Origin of the sequence: Desulfosarcina ovata subsp. ovata (assembly GCF_009689005.1) — a bacterium.
Lineage (GTDB): Bacteria > Desulfobacterota > Desulfobacteria > Desulfobacterales > Desulfosarcinaceae > Desulfosarcina > Desulfosarcina ovata.
This window is the reverse complement of the sequence record NZ_AP021879.1, coordinates 6,009,461-6,026,316: the sequence shown is the minus strand read 5'-3', so window position 1 is coordinate 6,026,316 and position 16,856 is coordinate 6,009,461. Positions and strand designations below refer to the sequence as shown.

The window sequence follows — 16,856 nt, the reverse complement described above, 5'->3', positions numbered from 1 at the left end:
AATCCGTCTGATCATGAAGACCGGTTTGCATTTAGCTTGATCGTCGCATTTTCGGCGGCCCACATGACGTGATACCGCATGGGGGAGGCTGTCATAAGCGGATGCGTGGCATACTGCATGGTGGCCAGATCTTCGGCCGTGAGCCCACTTTGAATGGCGGTGGCAAGGATGTTAACCATATCGGCAGTGGACTGACCGCCACGCACGTGGCCGCCAATGATTTTGCCTGTGTCTCCGTTGAACAGAAGCTTGGCCTTCATGTCTGTGATGCAACCTGGCAGGCAGCCCGGATGGCGGTTGGGGAAAGCCGCCTCCCCGACCACATAGGCAATGTTGGCGGCGGTGGCAGCGTTTGTGGTCAGGCCCGCAGCCCCGATGGCGATATCTCCCACCATGGTCCCAAAAGCCCCAACGGTTCCCATGCTTTGGCGAAGGGGACGGTACAGGTTGCTGGCAGCGATCATGCCTTCGCTGCATGCCACCGAAGCCAGCCGAATGCCCGTGGGCTGACCGTCGAAAAAAGAGAACTTGGCGGCACAATCGCCAGCAGCAAAGATATCTGGATCGTTGGTGCGCAGATAGGAATCCACGTTGATGCCCTTGCGCGGATCGGTTTCCAGCCCGATCTGCCGGGCCAGATCGATATTGGGCGTAACGCCTATTCCGACAACAACGGCATCCGCCGGAATCGTCTCCCCCGACGCCAGTTGAACGCCGGTAACCTTGCCATCACCTTGGATGGCCTTGACCTGGGTATGGGTCATTATATTTACCCCAAGGCGGCGCAGCTCGCTTTCGGCATCGCTGCAAAACTCCTGTTCGCACGCCAGCATCAAGCAGTGGGGCAGCATTTCGACCAAGCTGACCGTGACTGCCCCCAAATTGCATTTGGCCAGGTTCATCTTGGCGATTTGCTCGGCCATTTCCACGCCGATGAAACCGCCGCCAATAACGACCACATGCCGTGAGGATTCAAGAACGTTCTGGATCGTTTGGAGATACTCGGGGTCTTTTTTAATGCTGAAGACGTTGCCGGTTTGAATCCCGGGGATCGGCGGCATTGCCGGCTGGGAGCCGGTTGCCAGAATCAGCTTGTCGTAGGCAATACGGGTGCCGTCAGCCAGCGCGACGGTTTTGTTCTCCCTGTCAATTGATGTCACGGCTTCCGTTCGCATGTCTATGCCTTGATTGATGAAGCCTTCGTCTGACACAAGGTTTTGTTCGACCGCCCCCAATGTTCCGTAAATATATGGAATACCGCAAGGCACCGGCGTTTTGCTAACCTGACGCGTAATGGTTACTTTTTTTTTCTGATGGTACCGTTGTTTGACGGTCACGCCAGCCATTAGACCGGCGACAGAGCCACCTACAATCATTACATCTGTTTTTTCCATACGAATCTCTTTTTCATTTTTAAACTGCTTATGATCTATAGGGCTGCTTCACTGTTCTTGGAAGATCATGAACCTGATACCTTCCGTTAACCGCCTGAACATCACAAACGGGTATAAATTCTTTCTCCGGAGGTGATAGGCATTTTCAAGATAGCTTTGACTACCTGCATCACATTGGGTATCAGCGGTTGAACCGATTCTTCTTAGTATAATAAGACGTTACCTCGATCTTCCGGATTGATCCGCGTTGGTCGCGACCTTCGAGGAGTACTTTTCTAAGATAATGTCTTTATCTGAAACGATCTCTTTTCATCTGTCAAAATAATTTTGTTTTGCTCAGCACCATGAACGTTAAAGTGATTAGCCACTCTTGAGTTGGGCATACCCATCAGGTCTTTGCTCACAAACCAAACAACCGAGGAATAAACGTTGTTAGTGGTGGGACGAGACCTATAATAAGCAGGAGAACAAACTTAATCGCAAGAAAGGGAAGCATTTCTCGTATCAATGAGGTAATTTTCACGTTCACTATGCTGGCCATTGCAAACAAAACAGCCCCCACAGGCGGCGTCGCCAAACCCACTGTCACATTCATAATAAGCATGATTCCCAACTGATATGGTGTCACGCCGATGGAGTAGGCTACTGGCCCAACTATGGGTGCGAACAGGATGAGTGCTATACACGGTTCCATGATCGTGCCAAAGACGATAAACATCATGTTTATTAGAAATATAATCACAATTGGCGATGCATTGAGCCCGGCAAAAAATGCTTGTGCCATCTCTGATAAATTCTCAAGTGCAAAAATCCAACTCATCGTCATAGCTCCGGCGAGTAAGAATAAAAGACGAGCGGACTCATAGGTGGAGTTTGCAAAAATTCTAATGATCTTTCTTAAGGTTAGGGCACGATAGAGCACCCCGCCTACGAATAAGGCATATAAGACTGAGACGGCCGCCGCTTCCGTTGGCGTCATGAGGCCACTGACAATGCCGCCAATCAGAATAAATGGCATCATAATAGCCAGAAACGCAACCTTCAAACCTCTCGCCAAATCCGGAAGGGCGCGTGCCACATCGGATTTCGGAAAATTTCGTGGCTTGGCTTGCAGAGCGATTATCAGCATATCGGCGAGTGCCATCAACAACCCGGGAAACAAAGCAGCCAAGAACATGCCACCTATGGATACATCCATGACCGCAGCATAAAGAATTATAATACCGCTTGGAGGGATAATCGGGCCAATAAGAGATGACGCAATGGTAACAGCAGCCGCAAAGGCACGCGGATAACCGCTTTTTTCCATCATTGTCACTTCGACCTTCCCGAGCGCCGCAATGTCTCCGACTGCAACGCCAGTAAGACCTGAGAACAAGAGGCTTGCCATAACATTCACCTGTGCCAAGCCTGAACGCACCCCCCCAATGACAAGATTGGAAAAGCTCATCAATTGTTCAGCCATTCCCGAGCGGTTCATCAAGTCGCCCGCAAGAAGAAAGAACGGAATCGCAGTCATAACGATGTAGTCTAAGGCTTCGAAAATTTTTTCTGGAATTAAAAAAATGAAACCAGGAACCGGCGAAAGAGCGAAATAAAGTGAAGAAACAGCGATCATTGTAAAAGCCATTGGCACACCGGCCAGGAGTAAAGCGAAAAAAACAAGTAGAACCCATTCGATTGACATTAAATTATTTCCTCCTTCCGGTGAAGATTAGGATTATTTATATCATTTTGCCGGCTTAAACGAAGAATCCATGAATTCGGCCTGACTCACCAACTCGATTTTTTTGCCTCCAACCTTTTCTGCGATTAACAATGCGATCCTCAAACCGGAAAATAGCGTAATTAATACTGCACCGATAGGGACTGCAAGGGCTGGCCCCATTTGGTTGATTTGTAATGCTGGAGCCTCGACACTTCTCATGCTTAAGGCAAAATTGAACCCGGTCCAAGTCACTATTACTCCCACACTGAAGGCCAACGTCTGTGCGAACAAACGTTGCCAGTAACGAACTGGTGGCGACAAGCTTTCAACAAGCATATACCAACCAATATGATCGTTGAACAGCGTCAACACGCCAGCCCCAAGCATGACCATCCATACCATCGAATAGCATGTCACCTCTTCAGTCCAAGGCGCTGAATAGTCAAATAAATATCGTGTTAATACAAGAGCGTTCATGACAACCAACATCAACGTCATAAGCAAAACTTGTATGATCGTAATCACTCGGCATACTGCAAGTAATGTTTTGCGCATTGCTATCTCCCCTAACATAGTCTAAAGAGCGCAGAGTACTTTAAATTCTGCGCTCCTTTATAACGGTTACTTTTTTAAAGTTTCCCCGCGGCCTGCTTTGCCTCGGCCTCTTTTACAGCTTCCAGCAGATCGTCGACGAGTTGCGGGTCATAATTTTTCTTAAGCATCGCAACAATCGGCCCTTGCGTAAGCTTTTTGATTTCCGCCTTGGCTTCTGGTGTCGGCTCGATGATCGTAACACCCTTTTTTTCAAGATATTCAAGATCTTTTTTTTCGTTTCTCTGCGATATTTCCCGGTTAAGCGCCACTGCCTTACGCACTTCTCTGAATAGTATCTGTCGCAGGTCGTCGGGCAGTTTATCGAGGAATTTCTGGCTATAGAACCAAACCCACGGCGCATACATGTGACCGTCCAGGATGATGTACTTCTGGACCTCGTCCAGCTTGGCCATTTTAACGGTACTAATTGAGTTTTCCTGACCGTCAACAACGCCGGTTTGCAGGGCTGTATAAAGATCGGCATAAGAAATCGGTGTAGGCGACATGCCAAGCAGGCGTACCATTTCCATGTGAACCGGATGGGTCATCGTCCGCATTTTCAAGCCCTTCAGATCAGCGGCGGTCTTCATCAGCTTATTCGACGAGAAATGGCGGTATCCCCCGTTTTCGCCCCAGGCTATGGGCCTGATTCCACATTCCCTGCCCATTTTTTCATTAAATTTCTCAATAACCGGCCCATCCAGGACTTCATAGCAGACCTCCCGGTTCGGGAAGAGATAGGGAATGCCAATCGCTTGTATATCTTTATAGTAGGGTGCGGCCTGTCCATCGGCAAAGGCTTGCATTTCAACCATACCGCTACGAAGAAGGTTCATGACCTTCTCGGGTTTACCCAAGGCATGGTTCCAATAGATCTTAGCCTTGATACGGCCGTTGGTGGCTTGTTCAATATCCTTAACGAAACACTGTAGTGGTGTATGGGCATAGTGTTCAGGATCTGTTCCCGGCCCGTGTGTGTGTGCTATCTTGATGAAAAATTCTTCCTTGGCATAAGCTATCGCGCCCAAGGCTACCGTTAAAATGACCGTCAGCAGGACCAATTTTAGACCGGTTTTCATTTGCTTCCTCCTTTTTAATAATAGAATATCCTCTAATCTGGTAAATAAACACCTAAGTGCAAAACGAGCCCTCAACCTATTACAAATTTTATTTCATGGATTCCCTAAGCGCAGTTGTTCTTTTGTAATCTATTTCATCGCCTGCTTCTGTTAGGACTACTCCATATTCATTTTTAGCCTTATCAGGAGTCACGATTCCGTCAAGTATGTCTTCAAGCACTGATTGCGCATCTCTATCAAGAGGATTACCCCACCCCCCTCCTCCCGGAGATTCCGAGGTGTACGAGTCGCCATCATTTAAGGGTGAATTCCCAAAAAGGCTCATCTTCCAATCACCTTCCGGGGTTAGCCCCCCTAGCACGCTTTCGTTTTTTTCACCATAGTTGAGTATGGACTTCCCTGGTCTTCCAGGTTTGCCCATATTGATTCCACTTGCACCAGTCTTGGTTCCGGTCATCATCTGGGAGACGGTTACATCTTTTGATCCGACGATTTTCCAAGTCTGTCTCATACCTAATCCCCCTCGATATTTACCAGCTCCGCCAGAGTCAGGTATAAATTCTCTTCTCTCACAAAAGACCGGATAGAAGAGCTCAGCGGTCTCGGGCGCCAAATCCATGCAATTTCCATCTCTATTATATGTTACGTTCATACCATCACATTCAGGAGTTGCCCCCCATCCTCCTGGAGCCAAATCGCCAAAAACAAAGTATCCACCAGTTTTTGGATAAGACCCTCCGAAGAATTCCGAACTTACTCCATAGTTTGCAGCATTCACACGCTCTGGTATGGCCTTGGCGAGAGCCTTCCATATCACATCCGCAATTTTCTCACCGGCTGCAGTAGTGCAAGCCCGGGTAGAAGCTGGCCAAGCTGCATTGATCCAAATTCCTTCGGGAAGCTTTATTTTAATTGGCCGGTAATACCCAGAGTTTTGCGGAGCATCGGGATCCAGGAAAAATTTGAGTGCGTAATAAGCTGCCGAATATGTATTAGCTATGGGCGAATTGACAGAACCTTTATTAACAGGGCCGGTCCCTTCGAAATCTATTAAAATTTCATCGTCATTAATGGTCAAACTTACTTCTATATGAACTGAGTCAGGCGAAATTCCATCGCAATCCACTTCATCACTGGCCCTGTATTGACCATTGGGTATTCTCCTGATTGCGTTTCGTGTCCGGGTCTCGGTGTAGTCAAATAATTTTTGAACAGTCTGGTAAAAAACATCTTCACCATAGCGATCGAATATGCCCTTTACGCCGAGCACACCAGCGGCAAGAGTAGCTCGAAAAGCGTTGATATCTCCATCAACACACTGAGGCATACGTGTGTTTGCACGTAGGAAGTTAATCACTGAAGAAATCGGTTCGCCCTTGGAATATATTTTAGTTGGCACGATAACAAGTCCATCTTCAACAAGATGCCGACTGCTGGAAGAGATTCCCGCCGCAGCCCCGCCAAGGTCAATCCAGTGGCCACGGCTCGAAGCGAATCCGACAATCGATCCATTGTAGTAAATCGGCGTTGTAAAAATGATGTCCGGTATGTGGGTCCCCCCCTGGTATGGGTCATTCGAAATAATAATATCACCTTCAGCTATATTATCTATCCCGATAACATTAACTGCTTCTCTTGTACTGATGTGCATCGCCCCAATATGAGTTGGGCAATTGTCCGCTTGGCTGATCAAATCACCATTTTTGAAATGCAATGAATTTGAAAAGTCAATCATATCGTACAAAATCGGCGAATAGGACGTTTTCCGCAAAATTGTACCCATTTGGTTGCAGATCGCCACTAGCTGATTTCGAATAACCTCAAAGGTTATAGGATCGACTGGAGATTTTTCTTTCATTTTGTCCTCATCTATCTTTGCGTCATCAGTTTAAATTGATAATTATATTCTTGCATCCGTCAATTTGTGCCGTCATCCCGGGCGCAACAATAGTAGTAGACGCCTCATCCTCTATAACAGCAGGCCCGTTAACTCTTGTTTCAACCGGCAACATCCTCCTGTCAAATACTTCAGTTTCAATAAAGCCCGACCCGTCAAAATAGACGCTTCGGCTTCCCAACCGTACCTCTTCGGTCATTTTTCTGTTGGCGTGCAACATTTCGATATTCGGCCTGTCCACTTCACCGATGACGGTCGATCGTAAATTGACAAAAGCAACAGGCAAATTTCTATCAGCCAAACCGTACTCTTTTTCATGTTCGTTGTAAAAATTGTTGGTTATGGTCTCCAGTTCATGCGATTCGATTGTTCCATTGGGAATAGATGTCTCTACTTCGTATGTCTGTCCCACAAATCTCATTTGTGAACTGCGGTAAATTTTAATTCTCTCTTTATCAATCCCTTGCAGCTCCATGCTATCAAGTGATTTTTGATCGAGCTCATAATATCTTTTGTTTAATATATTCAGATCGATTTCGTTAAGGGGAGAATAGAAAGTCTCTTCATAATCGTGTTTAAAATCCATGATAACAGCGCCAAAGGCTGAAAAAATACCGGAATCTCCTGGGATAACAACCTTTTTAACACCCATTGTTTGCGCTAAAAACGGAGCATGCAAGGCTCCTGCGCCTCCAAAGGCTACCAGGCAAAATTCCCTGGGGTCACGCCCCCGGTCAAGGGAAACCAGCTTCAGTGCCGCCGCCATACTTTCATTTACGATAGTTAAGATACCGGACGCAATCTCGATCAGGTCAAGGCCCGTTTTGGGTGATAAACTTTCTAGCGCCTTCTTACTCGCTTCGACATCAAGATGGATCTTCTTGCCGAATATCCGACTATCGTTGATCCGACCAAGGACTATGTTTGCATCGGTTACCGTAGGCAGTTTTCCTCCCCTTCCATAGCATGCCGGTCCTGGAAAACTGCTGGCGCTTCGTGGCCCAACCCGAAGTGATCCCCCCTCGTCGATCCAGGCAATACTACCACCACCTGCGCCTATGGTTCGAATGTCCAGCATAGGAACATTTACCGGCTGATCGAAACACAGCTCATATTCCGAGGTGATGAGCGGTTGCCCTTTCTCAATGATTGATACGTCGCAGCTAGTCCCGCCCATGTCCATGGTAATCAAATCATCGTTACCCACACTTTCCGAGATGAACATGGCCGCGCTAACACCTGAGGCAGGACCAGACGTTAGCAATAGTTCCGGCCTTTCGATTGCCAGTTTGGCGTCGATCATTCCGCCGTTGTTGGTAACCATCATGAGACGACCGCGAAAACCTTTTTCATTCAAACGCTCATGCAGTTTATCTAAATATTTTTTAACCACAGGCTGAAGACAAGCTCGCATGATAGCGGTAGAGAATCGTCCCAAAGCACGAAACTTCGGGATAGTCGATGACAATGAAACGAACAAATTCGGAATGTTTTTTTCAAGAATGGCCTTGACTTCTTCTTCGTGACTGGGATTTGCATAAGAATTAAGCAAACCGACAGCCACACTGCTAACACCCATTTCCCTTATTTTTTGGGCAAGAGATTCAATTTCCCGCGCATCAAGAGGCTCGACGACATTACCGCTACTGTCCAACCTCCCGGTTATCTCAAAGATGTGTCGCCTTTTAACGAGGGGTTCAGGCTTTTTTTGGTAAGGATCGAAAAGAGATTCTCTATGGTATTTGCCAATTAAAATGAAATCCCTAAATCCTTTCGTGGTTATAAAAGGCGTTACTCCATAGGTTTTTTCTATTGCCGCATTGGTAGCAATCGTTGTCCCATGAATGAAATAATCGATTTTATTTATATTGACACCCGAATCTTCAATTGCGCCTAAAACCCCTCTTGTGAAGTCATCCGGCGTAGAGGGAACTTTTGCACACAATCGGGTTTTATTTTCAGCATCATATGAAAATAAATCCGTAAACGTACCTCCCAAATCAACGCCAATTTTTGAGATATGCTTTCCTGATACATCCGTCATAACACGTCCTCATCATCTGTTAATAACCTTGTTATTAGCAGTGGTTAGCTGCCACCATTTGTTTTTGCCCCTCCATTTTACATGGCTTAATTAGATATGTTGCTATACAGGTAACATATCATTTTAAGCCATTAGGCATAGAATTCCGCTATTTTCCTTGCAACATAGTTAAGGTCCCACTCACTTCGGAATTTTGGCTCCGGCAAAGAAAGCTCTTCTTTTTTTTGCTTCTCGGTTACAGGAAAATCACCTCTTTTATTCCCCACCAAATTTCGATAAAGTTTAAGCATATGGGTAGGTGTAGGATACAAAGGAATACAATCCACACCTTTTTGCCTTAGAAATTCTTGCAGTGCATCTCTTTCCGGGGCCCGGATGGCATATCGCGCATATGTATGATAGGCCCATTCTTTCTCAACAGAAGTTTGGACGGGAGTCTCTTTAAGCCGTTCATTTAAAATTTTTGCACTGTTTCTTTGCATCTCGACGTATTCTTCAAGATGTCTAAGCTGAATTCTTCCTACGGTGGCGGAGATATCATCCATTAAGTAGCTATATCCGATTACCTCCCCGCTATGGCAGTTCTTGTGCGACCTGACTTTTTCTGCAAGTTCCTTATTGTCCGTGACCAGCATGCCACCTGAATTGCCTGCACATTGTCCTAGAAGAAATAGTTGCTTTGCGGTCAGGCCGAATATTCCGATATTCCTATCACCACCAAGCGGCAACCGGTTGCCTTTATATTTGCTACCTATTGCATGAGTTCCATCTTCGATAACCAAAAGGTTATATTTCCTGGCAGTCTCCATGATAGGATCCATATCGGCGGGATGGCCATATGTATGTACAGGAATTATCGCTTTGGTGTTCGATGTAATTTTTTCCTCTATTTTAGAGGGATCCATAGTCCATGTCTCTTCATCAATATCAACGAAAACCGGCTTGGCACCTGCACATAACACCGCATTTCCCACCGCAGGCGCTACGTGTGGTGTCAACATGACCTCGTCGCCGCTCTCTATACCTGCGGCAAGTAGCGATAGGTGCAGTGACGCAGTCCCGGAATTGCTGCTTACCGCATATTTCTTACCGCAGAAATCAGCGAACTCTTTTTCAAACAATTCGCATTCTTCGCCTCTGCGGTAAAATGAAAGTTTCTCTCCCTCTTTCATGTACCGTTCAACAGCCTCTATCATTTCTTGGCTGTAGCAAAACTTCATATAGGGAACTATATATGAATGTATGGGAGGCGCTCCCTGATATCGATATTTAGAAGATGCTTGCGACATATCTTCTCCATTTTCCAGTTAGCATGGAAAAAATTTAAAAATCATTTAAGCATAAATTTACTTACAATTGTCGTATGCTCACGGATCAACAGTATTTATATAGTATACACACGGTTGGTATTTCTCACGAAAAGATGATGGGAATAATGAATCGATTATTTTAACGCCCTTTTTAGTCATCAGCCTGGATACTTCACTCTCGGGATCATCTATATCCCCGAAAGTTAAAGCTTTACCCATACATGAGGCGACACAGGCCGGCCTCAAATTCTGTGAAAGGCGTTCCGAACAAAAGTCGCATTTTTCTACTGCATGACTTTCGTGGTTGAAGGATAACGCATCATATGGACAAGCTTGCAGACAGGCTTTGCAGCCATCGCACTTGTCATTATCAACAACCACGATGCCATCTTCTCCGCGGTTGATTACACCTGGAATTGGGCAGGCATCAATGCATGAAGCGACCTTACATTGCATGCAAAAGACGGGTGCGAAGGGTCTTTCAACATTCGGGTAGTTGCCATACTCATATTCGTGCACGCGGATTCTGTAGCATTCATTTCCAGCGGCATCACGAACGGGAAGGTCGTGTTCCGTCTTGCAAGCAACTATGCAGGCCCTGCACCTCATACAAAGAGTCAGATTAACAACCATTACATATCTTGCCATTTCTATCACTCCGCTTTCTCTATTTTAACCAACGCCTCTTGGCATGCAGCAGCGCCGCTAACGAGTTCCATGAAATCCGGTATGAACTCGTTCACATTGATGCCCGCCTTACCTTTTGCAACAGACATGTGCTTCGCCTTGTGGCCAAAACCAACAAACGCAAAAACACTGCTGGGATGCAGACCCTCTGTGACTTTGGCCCGAATCAGGCCCTCGCCGCCTGTGGCTTCCGACCAAATCCTTACTAAATCATCATCCTTGATTCCCAATTTGGATGCCTTGTCTGCATTTATCCACAACTTGGTGAGGCCGAGCCCATCGACATGCTCCTCCATTAAATATGCATTGTCCTGGGAGAGGGAAGTCTCAGTGATGGCGGCCTTGGCACTCAACAAATAAAACTCATTGTCACCCGAGGGTTCCCCGATTACCATAGGAACATGGTTTGGCAGGGGATCGGCGTGAGGATCTTTCGTTTCTTTAAATAATTTTAGGACAGAAGGTAAAGTTGAATAGATTTCCAGCCTTTCTGTGGGGGTTTGCGGCTTATACTGATACGGAAATCTGTTATAGGTGGGTTCGCCTGCTTCATAATAAGCACCATGCTCTTCAAGGTACTTCTTATCAATGCCAAGACCTTTCAGTTGGGCGTCGAACCACTCTTCCTTGGTAAAATCAAAATATTCCTTTAGTCCCAATTTCTCTGCAAGACCGATGTATATATCCGCAACATCACGGGTGTCATGCATTGGTTCAACCACCGGAAGCAGAGGTGCAACCACCTTCACGCTACCGCCATTCCACTGCGCGGTAAAGGCTTCAAGTCTCTCCAAACTGCACGCATCAGGAAGCACGATATCGGCGTAATCCGTGTGATCGTTGGGCCAGATATCGATGACCACAAGGAAAAAATCTTCCTTTTCAAGGGCCCTTTTGTACGCTTGGGTATGGGTGTGCGTATTAAGAAGGGCATTGGCATAGACAATCATTGCTTTGATGGGGTAAGGCTTTTCCTCCAGAATAGCTCTCCTGGTAAATTTTGCGATACCACTGGTGCAAGGAAAACTATAGGGATCGGTAGCCAGTTCCACGCTCGGTGCCGTGATCGCCGGAGTAGGTTTCACCGGCGGCATTGAAAAAGGAAAAATATCGGGAATGTTTCGAGTATCCCCTGCAAATTCTCTCAGGTAGCTTTGGATATTGTTTAGTTCTTTTAAGTACATCCCGCCGGGAACATCATAATTGCCAAGAAGCATGGCAAGAATGTGCCTTAACCGCCATTCCTGCATGCTGTTGGTAGCGAAGCAAGAATGGGGTTCGTTCCAGTTGATTGTGACGGCTGGTCTTGCCGCTCCTAAATCCGCAGCAATTTCCCTAAACTTGGCTGCCGGTACGGTGGTTATCTCAGAAGCCCGTTCGGGAGAATAGGTTGCTGCGCGGTCCGCCAAAAGCTGGAACGCTGTTTTGCAGACTTTTTTACTGCCGTCGACGACGGGCTGGTAACACCCAAGTAAAGCCGGACTATCCGCGCCATCCAATGGATTCACGCCATCCGTGGCGGTGTCCCAGACAAGATAGTTCCCTTCCGCATCCTTCAGCGGATATCCGTCTTCCTGTATTAGAATCGGAGCGTTTGTATAGGCCTGTAAAAATTTTTTGTCGTAGAGGTTGTCTGCAATCAGGGTGTGAATAACGCCCAACAAAAAAGCGCCATTTGTATTGGGTGCTATGGGGACCCACTCGGCGCCAGGAATGGCTGCCGTTTCAGAAAGCCTTGGGTCCACCACTACAATCTTGGTCCCTTTTCGCATGGCCTCGTTAAAGGTTCCCGTACAAAAATGGGCAGATGTCCCCCCTCCAAGAGGGTTATGCGAAATCTCGAGCACGTATTTTGCGTTGGCATAGTCGGGAGAAAGCCCCAAGGTGCCAGCGGTTCCGGTAATTTTGGACGCAGACGTACCGCTGCCGCTACAAGTATCTGAATGATGATACGAGAAGTTTGGAGTTCCGTATACTTTGCCAAAGTAATGAAACAGGGGTAGGTTGCCAACGTACCCACAACCGTACGCCAACTGCAAGTATTCCGGGTGCCCCTCGTCTCTATATTTTTTAAGCACCGCGGCAATTTCACTAAAGGCCTCGTCCCAGGTGATTCTCTCGAATTTGCCCTCACCCTTCTTACCTACTCTTCGAAGAGGATATTTCAATCTATCGGGCCTATACAGCTGATCAATAAGAGCGTGTCCCTTAGCGCAAATTCTGCCGTCCAAACCGGGTATCTTTTGGCCCTCTATTTTGACAACCTTGCCATCCACAAGTTTTGCCACGATGGGGCAGGGCAAACTGTGGCAACCTTGGCAAGCGCCATACTTCCACTCGACCTTTGGCTCCGTCTTATCGCCGGGAAGCTCGGATTCTTTTCTGATATCATCCGATACCTTTACAGCCTTTTTCATGAATACCTACCTTTGCAATCTGCTGACTGCCTTTTTTGGTTTAATCTCAGATGGTGGTTCTGTTGGTTTCCACAGCATAAGCAAAATCAATACCATCTCCAGTTTGCATTGAGCTACTAGGTGGGACACTTTGTTAGCAAGATCTTACGCGCTTCCGCCCTATTCCCCGATGATTTAAATATAAATTTAAGTTGAAGTTTTATATTTAATGCTACAATTTCATCTATGCCTTGGCTCAAAAAGACCAAAATGTAAAATCTGTCGCCTATAAAGTTGACAAACGACGGCTTGACTGATTCAAAAATGAATCGATTAATTACCAGCCATCAGGGTGCCCAAAATGGCCTCGCCCATCTGCTCTGTACTGTGAGTACCGCCCATATCCTTTGTCTTGATTTCCCCACCGGAAAGAACCTGGGCAATCGCCTTTTCGATGGCCTGGGCCGCATGCAATTCTCCCAGATGCTCCAGCATCATCCGTACAGACTCAATTGTGGCCACGGGGTTGGCGATGCCCTTGCCGGCGTATTTGGGGGCCGATCCATGAATCGGTTCGAACATGGAGGGGAACTGTTTCTCCGGATTCAGATTGGCACCCGCAGCGAAGCCCATGCCGCCCTGGAGCATGGCCCCCAGATCGGTGATGATGTCACCGAACAGGTTGGAGGCCACGATCACATCGAAATGCTCCGGATTCTTGACAAACCACATGGTGATGGCATCCACTAACGCGGTATCGGTGGTCACGTCGGGATAGCCGGCAGACACCTGATCGAAAATTTTGTCCCAGAAGACCATGGAGTAATTGAGAGCGTTTGATTTCGAGCAGTTAGTCACCCTGCCGACGGTTTGGCCCACGCCGAGCATCTTGCGCTCGCGGGCCAGTTGAAAGGCGTAATCCATCACCCGCGAACATCCCTTGCGGGTGAACACGCCGGTTTGCAGGGCGAAGGCGTCCGGGGTATCCGATTTAAAAAAACCGCCGACCCGGGAATACTCTCCCTCGGTGTTCTCACGGACCACGACGAAATCCACGGATTGGGACGTGGCCGTTCGAACCGGTGTCTGGATTCCCGGGTAGAGCCGGATGGGACGCAGGTTGACGTACTGGTCGAACCCCTTGCGGATTTCAAGCAACAGGGACAGGGAGACGTGATCCGGTACCTTGCCGGCATCGCCGATACAGCCCAGAAAGATAGCATCGAAGTCCTTCAGGGTGACCAGCATGTCGGCGGGATTCATCGCCCCATGCTTGAGGTAGTAGTTGCATCCCCAGTCGTAGTTCACGGTCTTGACCCCGAAGCCGAATTTGTCGGCCACGGCGTCCAGGATTTTCAGCCCTTCGTCGGCCACTTCCCGCCCCACGCCGTCTCCAGGGATGACGGCAACATCATAGGTGTTCATCGGTTGTGTTACTCCTTTCGGTTCACCCCGGCATGCGACTTCCGGGGCATCTACAGTATGAAGGCGTTTTACGTTCCGCTATCCGACGTGCGCACGTCGACGGATGGTCGTGAAGGTCCAAAGCAAAAAGCGAACCATCAGAAAAAAGTACTGAAAGCGCCTTGTGGCGCCTGTATCTGCAAGGATTGAACATCGCCATGATTCATTTTTGTATCGATCGGCTTGTCAGCGGATTCAGATCGTACTACATAGGGATTTTGCAACGGGAAAAAGATATAAAAGGAACGTACCGATGGCTGAAATGAACGAAATCACTCTGCACCAAGTGTTCGAGTCCATGAACTGCGGGATCATCGTCATGGATCGGGCAGGCCGCATTCAGTGGGTCAACCCCCAGGCCCGGGGCATTCTCAAACCCTCCGGCCGGCTGTGCCCGGGCGAGGCCATCGGTACGCACCTGCCGTTGACCGGCCGGCTGGTGGAGCGCTGTCTGAAAACCGGCGAGCCGCAGCTGGACAAGCACCTTCAGGGAAAACACGTCGACATCGTGGTCCATGTAACCTGCATGAAAGCCAGCGGAAAGATAACCGGAGCGGTGTGCAGCCTGGACAAGATCGAACGCTTCGAGGAAGCCGCCAGCCAGTTGGATTCGGTCAAACGCTTGAACCGGCAATTGACCGCTATAGTTGACAACAGCTCGGACGGCATCTGGGTCTGCGACGGCAACGGCACGGTGATCACCGTAAATAAGTCCTCGGAGAGGCTCAACGGCGTCAAGGCCGAGGAGGTGATCGGAAAGCATGTCTCCATCATGGAAGACAAAGGCCTCGTCGATCACAATGTTACCCCCGAAGTTATCCGCACCGGTCGCAAGATCAGCGCCCTGCAGTACATCAAACGGACCGGGAAATACGTGCTGATGACCGCTACGCCCGTATTTGACGAAAACGGCGATATCTCCATGGTGGTCAGCAATGGACGGGACATGACCCGTCTGAATGCGATCAACGAAGAGCTGGAACAGATCCGGATGAAGGCCCAGAAACTGGAGGACCGGCTGGCCGAGATCGATATGCTGCAATTGAAGGATCAGGATATCGTGGCGGAAAACGACAAAATGGTGCAGATCCTTCGCGTTGCCTTTAAGCTGGCCAAAATGGACGCCTCCAACATCTTGATTCTGGGCGAATCCGGCGCCGGCAAAGGGATGCTGGCCAAATTCATCCACAAAAACGGCAACCGCTCGAAAAAAGCCTTCATTCAAATTAACTGTGCCGCACTTCCCGAGACCCTTTTGGAAGCCGAACTGTTCGGTTACGAGGGCGGGGCCTTCACCGGTGCGCGCCAAAAGGGAAAGGCCGGCCTGCTGGAACTGGCCCACGGCGGGGTGCTGTTCCTCGATGAAATCGGTGACATGCCCATCTCGGTTCAGGCAAAGCTTTTGAAATATCTTGACGATCACATGGTCATGCGCGTCGGTGGCACACAGGCGCGCATGATCGACTGCCTGATCGTCGCCGCCACCAACCATGATCTGGAGGCCAAGGCCAAGGAGAAAACCTTTCGCGAGGATCTTTACTATCGCCTGAACAGCTTCATTATCCATATCCCACCCTTACGCGAAAGGCCGGAAGACATCCTCAAGCTGGCCAACAGCTTTTTAAAAAAGTACAACGCGAAATATAACCTCGACAGACGCCTCTCCTACCGCACCCTCGAATTTCTCCGGTCCCATCCCTTCGAAGGCAACGTGCGTGAGCTGCAGAACCTGATCCGCCGTCTCGTGGTCATGGGAGAACCGGATGCGTCGCCGGCAACCGCGCGCGACGACTACGGCGAACCCCTACCTGCCGCAACGGCTCCGCCACCGGTCCAATACGGCCTTGATCCCGCCCAGGGCCTGACAGCGCAGCTTGAAGCGGTCGAACGGGAAATCCTGCGCCGGGCGTTTGCCCGGTTCCCCTCCACACGCCAGATGGCAGCCCAGCTCGAGGTCAGCCAACCCACGATCGTTAGGAAACTGAAAAAATATGGATTGGCCGGAAAAGATACCTGATTCGAATTTGTATCGGCTTGGCCGGACATCCGGGTCTGTTCCCGCCATCTTCAGAGATAGCGATTCATAATTGTATCGACACCCACCCGAAATCATCGAAATTCCTTTTATTTTAGTTTGTTGAAAAGATTTATGGTCTGGCACATCCGTTGCTATGCATGGATTCCGCGCTGCGGAAAGAATCAAGACCGGTACCCTGCCGTTTGCGTGAACCCGCGGCAGCTTGCCGGCCGGAATCCCCTGTTCGGCGTCAGGCATGAAGTCGG

The 16,856-nt window shown here is 48.5% G+C and carries 11 protein-coding genes; 1 reads left to right on the top strand and 10 read right to left on the bottom strand.

Going from position 1 to position 16,856, the window contains the following annotated elements:
• Nucleotides 1-11 precede the first annotated feature (11 nt).
• The 10 genes from GN112_RS26465 to GN112_RS26420 form a co-directional block, all read right to left on the bottom strand.
• Nucleotides 12-1,394: an FAD-dependent oxidoreductase gene (locus GN112_RS26465; RefSeq protein ID WP_155312908.1), complete on the bottom strand. Its 1,383-nt coding sequence runs from the start codon at nucleotides 1,392-1,394 to the stop codon at nucleotides 12-14.
• 400 nt (nucleotides 1,395-1,794) lie between these two features.
• Nucleotides 1,795-3,081 (bottom strand): TRAP transporter large permease, encoded by a 1,287-nt coding sequence (locus GN112_RS26460; RefSeq protein WP_155312907.1) that lies wholly within the window; start codon nucleotides 3,079-3,081, stop codon nucleotides 1,795-1,797.
• 42 nt (nucleotides 3,082-3,123) lie between these two features.
• On the bottom strand, nucleotides 3,124-3,657 hold the full coding sequence (locus tag GN112_RS26455) for a TRAP transporter small permease (protein ID WP_162459132.1): 534 nt from the start codon (nucleotides 3,655-3,657) through the stop codon (nucleotides 3,124-3,126).
• 74 nt (nucleotides 3,658-3,731) lie between these two features.
• On the bottom strand, nucleotides 3,732-4,775 hold the full coding sequence (locus tag GN112_RS26450) for a TRAP transporter substrate-binding protein (protein ID WP_155312905.1): 1,044 nt from the start codon (nucleotides 4,773-4,775) through the stop codon (nucleotides 3,732-3,734).
• 88 nt (nucleotides 4,776-4,863) lie between these two features.
• The gene (locus GN112_RS26445; protein WP_155312904.1) at nucleotides 4,864-6,633 is read right to left on the bottom strand and encodes a hydantoinase B/oxoprolinase family protein; all 1,770 of its coding nucleotides are present in this window, start codon (nucleotides 6,631-6,633) and stop codon (nucleotides 4,864-4,866) included.
• 25 nt (nucleotides 6,634-6,658) lie between these two features.
• Nucleotides 6,659-8,716 (bottom strand): hydantoinase/oxoprolinase family protein, encoded by a 2,058-nt coding sequence (locus tag GN112_RS26440; RefSeq protein WP_155312903.1) that lies wholly within the window; start codon nucleotides 8,714-8,716, stop codon nucleotides 6,659-6,661.
• A gap of 131 nt (nucleotides 8,717-8,847) precedes the next feature.
• The gene (locus GN112_RS26435; RefSeq protein ID WP_155312902.1) at nucleotides 8,848-10,005 is read right to left on the bottom strand and encodes a DegT/DnrJ/EryC1/StrS family aminotransferase; all 1,158 of its coding nucleotides are present in this window, start codon (nucleotides 10,003-10,005) and stop codon (nucleotides 8,848-8,850) included.
• Between the two features lie 78 nt (nucleotides 10,006-10,083).
• Entirely contained in the window at nucleotides 10,084-10,674 is a 591-nt protein-coding gene (locus GN112_RS26430; protein WP_155312901.1) for a 4Fe-4S dicluster domain-containing protein, read from the bottom strand.
• Between the two features lie 5 nt (nucleotides 10,675-10,679).
• The gene (locus GN112_RS26425; protein ID WP_155312900.1) at nucleotides 10,680-13,130 is read right to left on the bottom strand and encodes a molybdopterin-containing oxidoreductase family protein; all 2,451 of its coding nucleotides are present in this window, start codon (nucleotides 13,128-13,130) and stop codon (nucleotides 10,680-10,682) included.
• 312 nt (nucleotides 13,131-13,442) lie between these two features.
• The gene (locus GN112_RS26420) at nucleotides 13,443-14,534 is read right to left on the bottom strand and encodes a 3-isopropylmalate dehydrogenase (protein ID WP_155312899.1); all 1,092 of its coding nucleotides are present in this window, start codon (nucleotides 14,532-14,534) and stop codon (nucleotides 13,443-13,445) included.
• A gap of 292 nt (nucleotides 14,535-14,826) precedes the next feature.
• On the opposite strand from GN112_RS26420, the gene GN112_RS26415 reads away from it, so the two are divergent.
• A complete protein-coding gene (locus GN112_RS26415; RefSeq protein WP_155312898.1) occupies nucleotides 14,827-16,590 on the top strand; it encodes a sigma 54-interacting transcriptional regulator in 1,764 nt (587 codons plus the stop codon).
• Nucleotides 16,591-16,856: the final 266 nt, after the last annotated feature.

Bases quoted from the DNA above. Each gene is read 5' to 3' on its own strand.
- GN112_RS26420 (WP_155312899.1), bottom strand. From the start codon at position 14,534: ATGAACACCTATGATGTTGCCGTCATCCCTGGAGACGGCGTGGGGCGG.
- GN112_RS26445 (WP_155312904.1), bottom strand. From the start codon at position 6,633: ATGAAAGAAAAATCTCCAGTCGATCCTATAACCTTTGAGGTTATTCGA.
- GN112_RS26435 (WP_155312902.1), bottom strand. From the start codon at position 10,005: ATGTCGCAAGCATCTTCTAAATATCGATATCAGGGAGCGCCTCCCATA.
- GN112_RS26440 (WP_155312903.1), bottom strand. From the start codon at position 8,716: ATGACGGATGTATCAGGAAAGCATATCTCAAAAATTGGCGTTGATTTG.
- GN112_RS26465 (WP_155312908.1), bottom strand. From the start codon at position 1,394: ATGGAAAAAACAGATGTAATGATTGTAGGTGGCTCTGTCGCCGGTCTA.
- GN112_RS26430 (WP_155312901.1), bottom strand. From the start codon at position 10,674: ATGGCAAGATATGTAATGGTTGTTAATCTGACTCTTTGTATGAGGTGC.
- GN112_RS26455 (WP_162459132.1), bottom strand. From the start codon at position 3,657: ATGCGCAAAACATTACTTGCAGTATGCCGAGTGATTACGATCATACAA.
- GN112_RS26415 (WP_155312898.1), top strand. From the start codon at position 14,827: ATGGCTGAAATGAACGAAATCACTCTGCACCAAGTGTTCGAGTCCATG.
- GN112_RS26460 (WP_155312907.1), bottom strand. From the start codon at position 3,081: ATGTCAATCGAATGGGTTCTACTTGTTTTTTTCGCTTTACTCCTGGCC.
- GN112_RS26425 (WP_155312900.1), bottom strand. From the start codon at position 13,130: ATGAAAAAGGCTGTAAAGGTATCGGATGATATCAGAAAAGAATCCGAG.
- GN112_RS26450 (WP_155312905.1), bottom strand. From the start codon at position 4,775: ATGAAAACCGGTCTAAAATTGGTCCTGCTGACGGTCATTTTAACGGTA.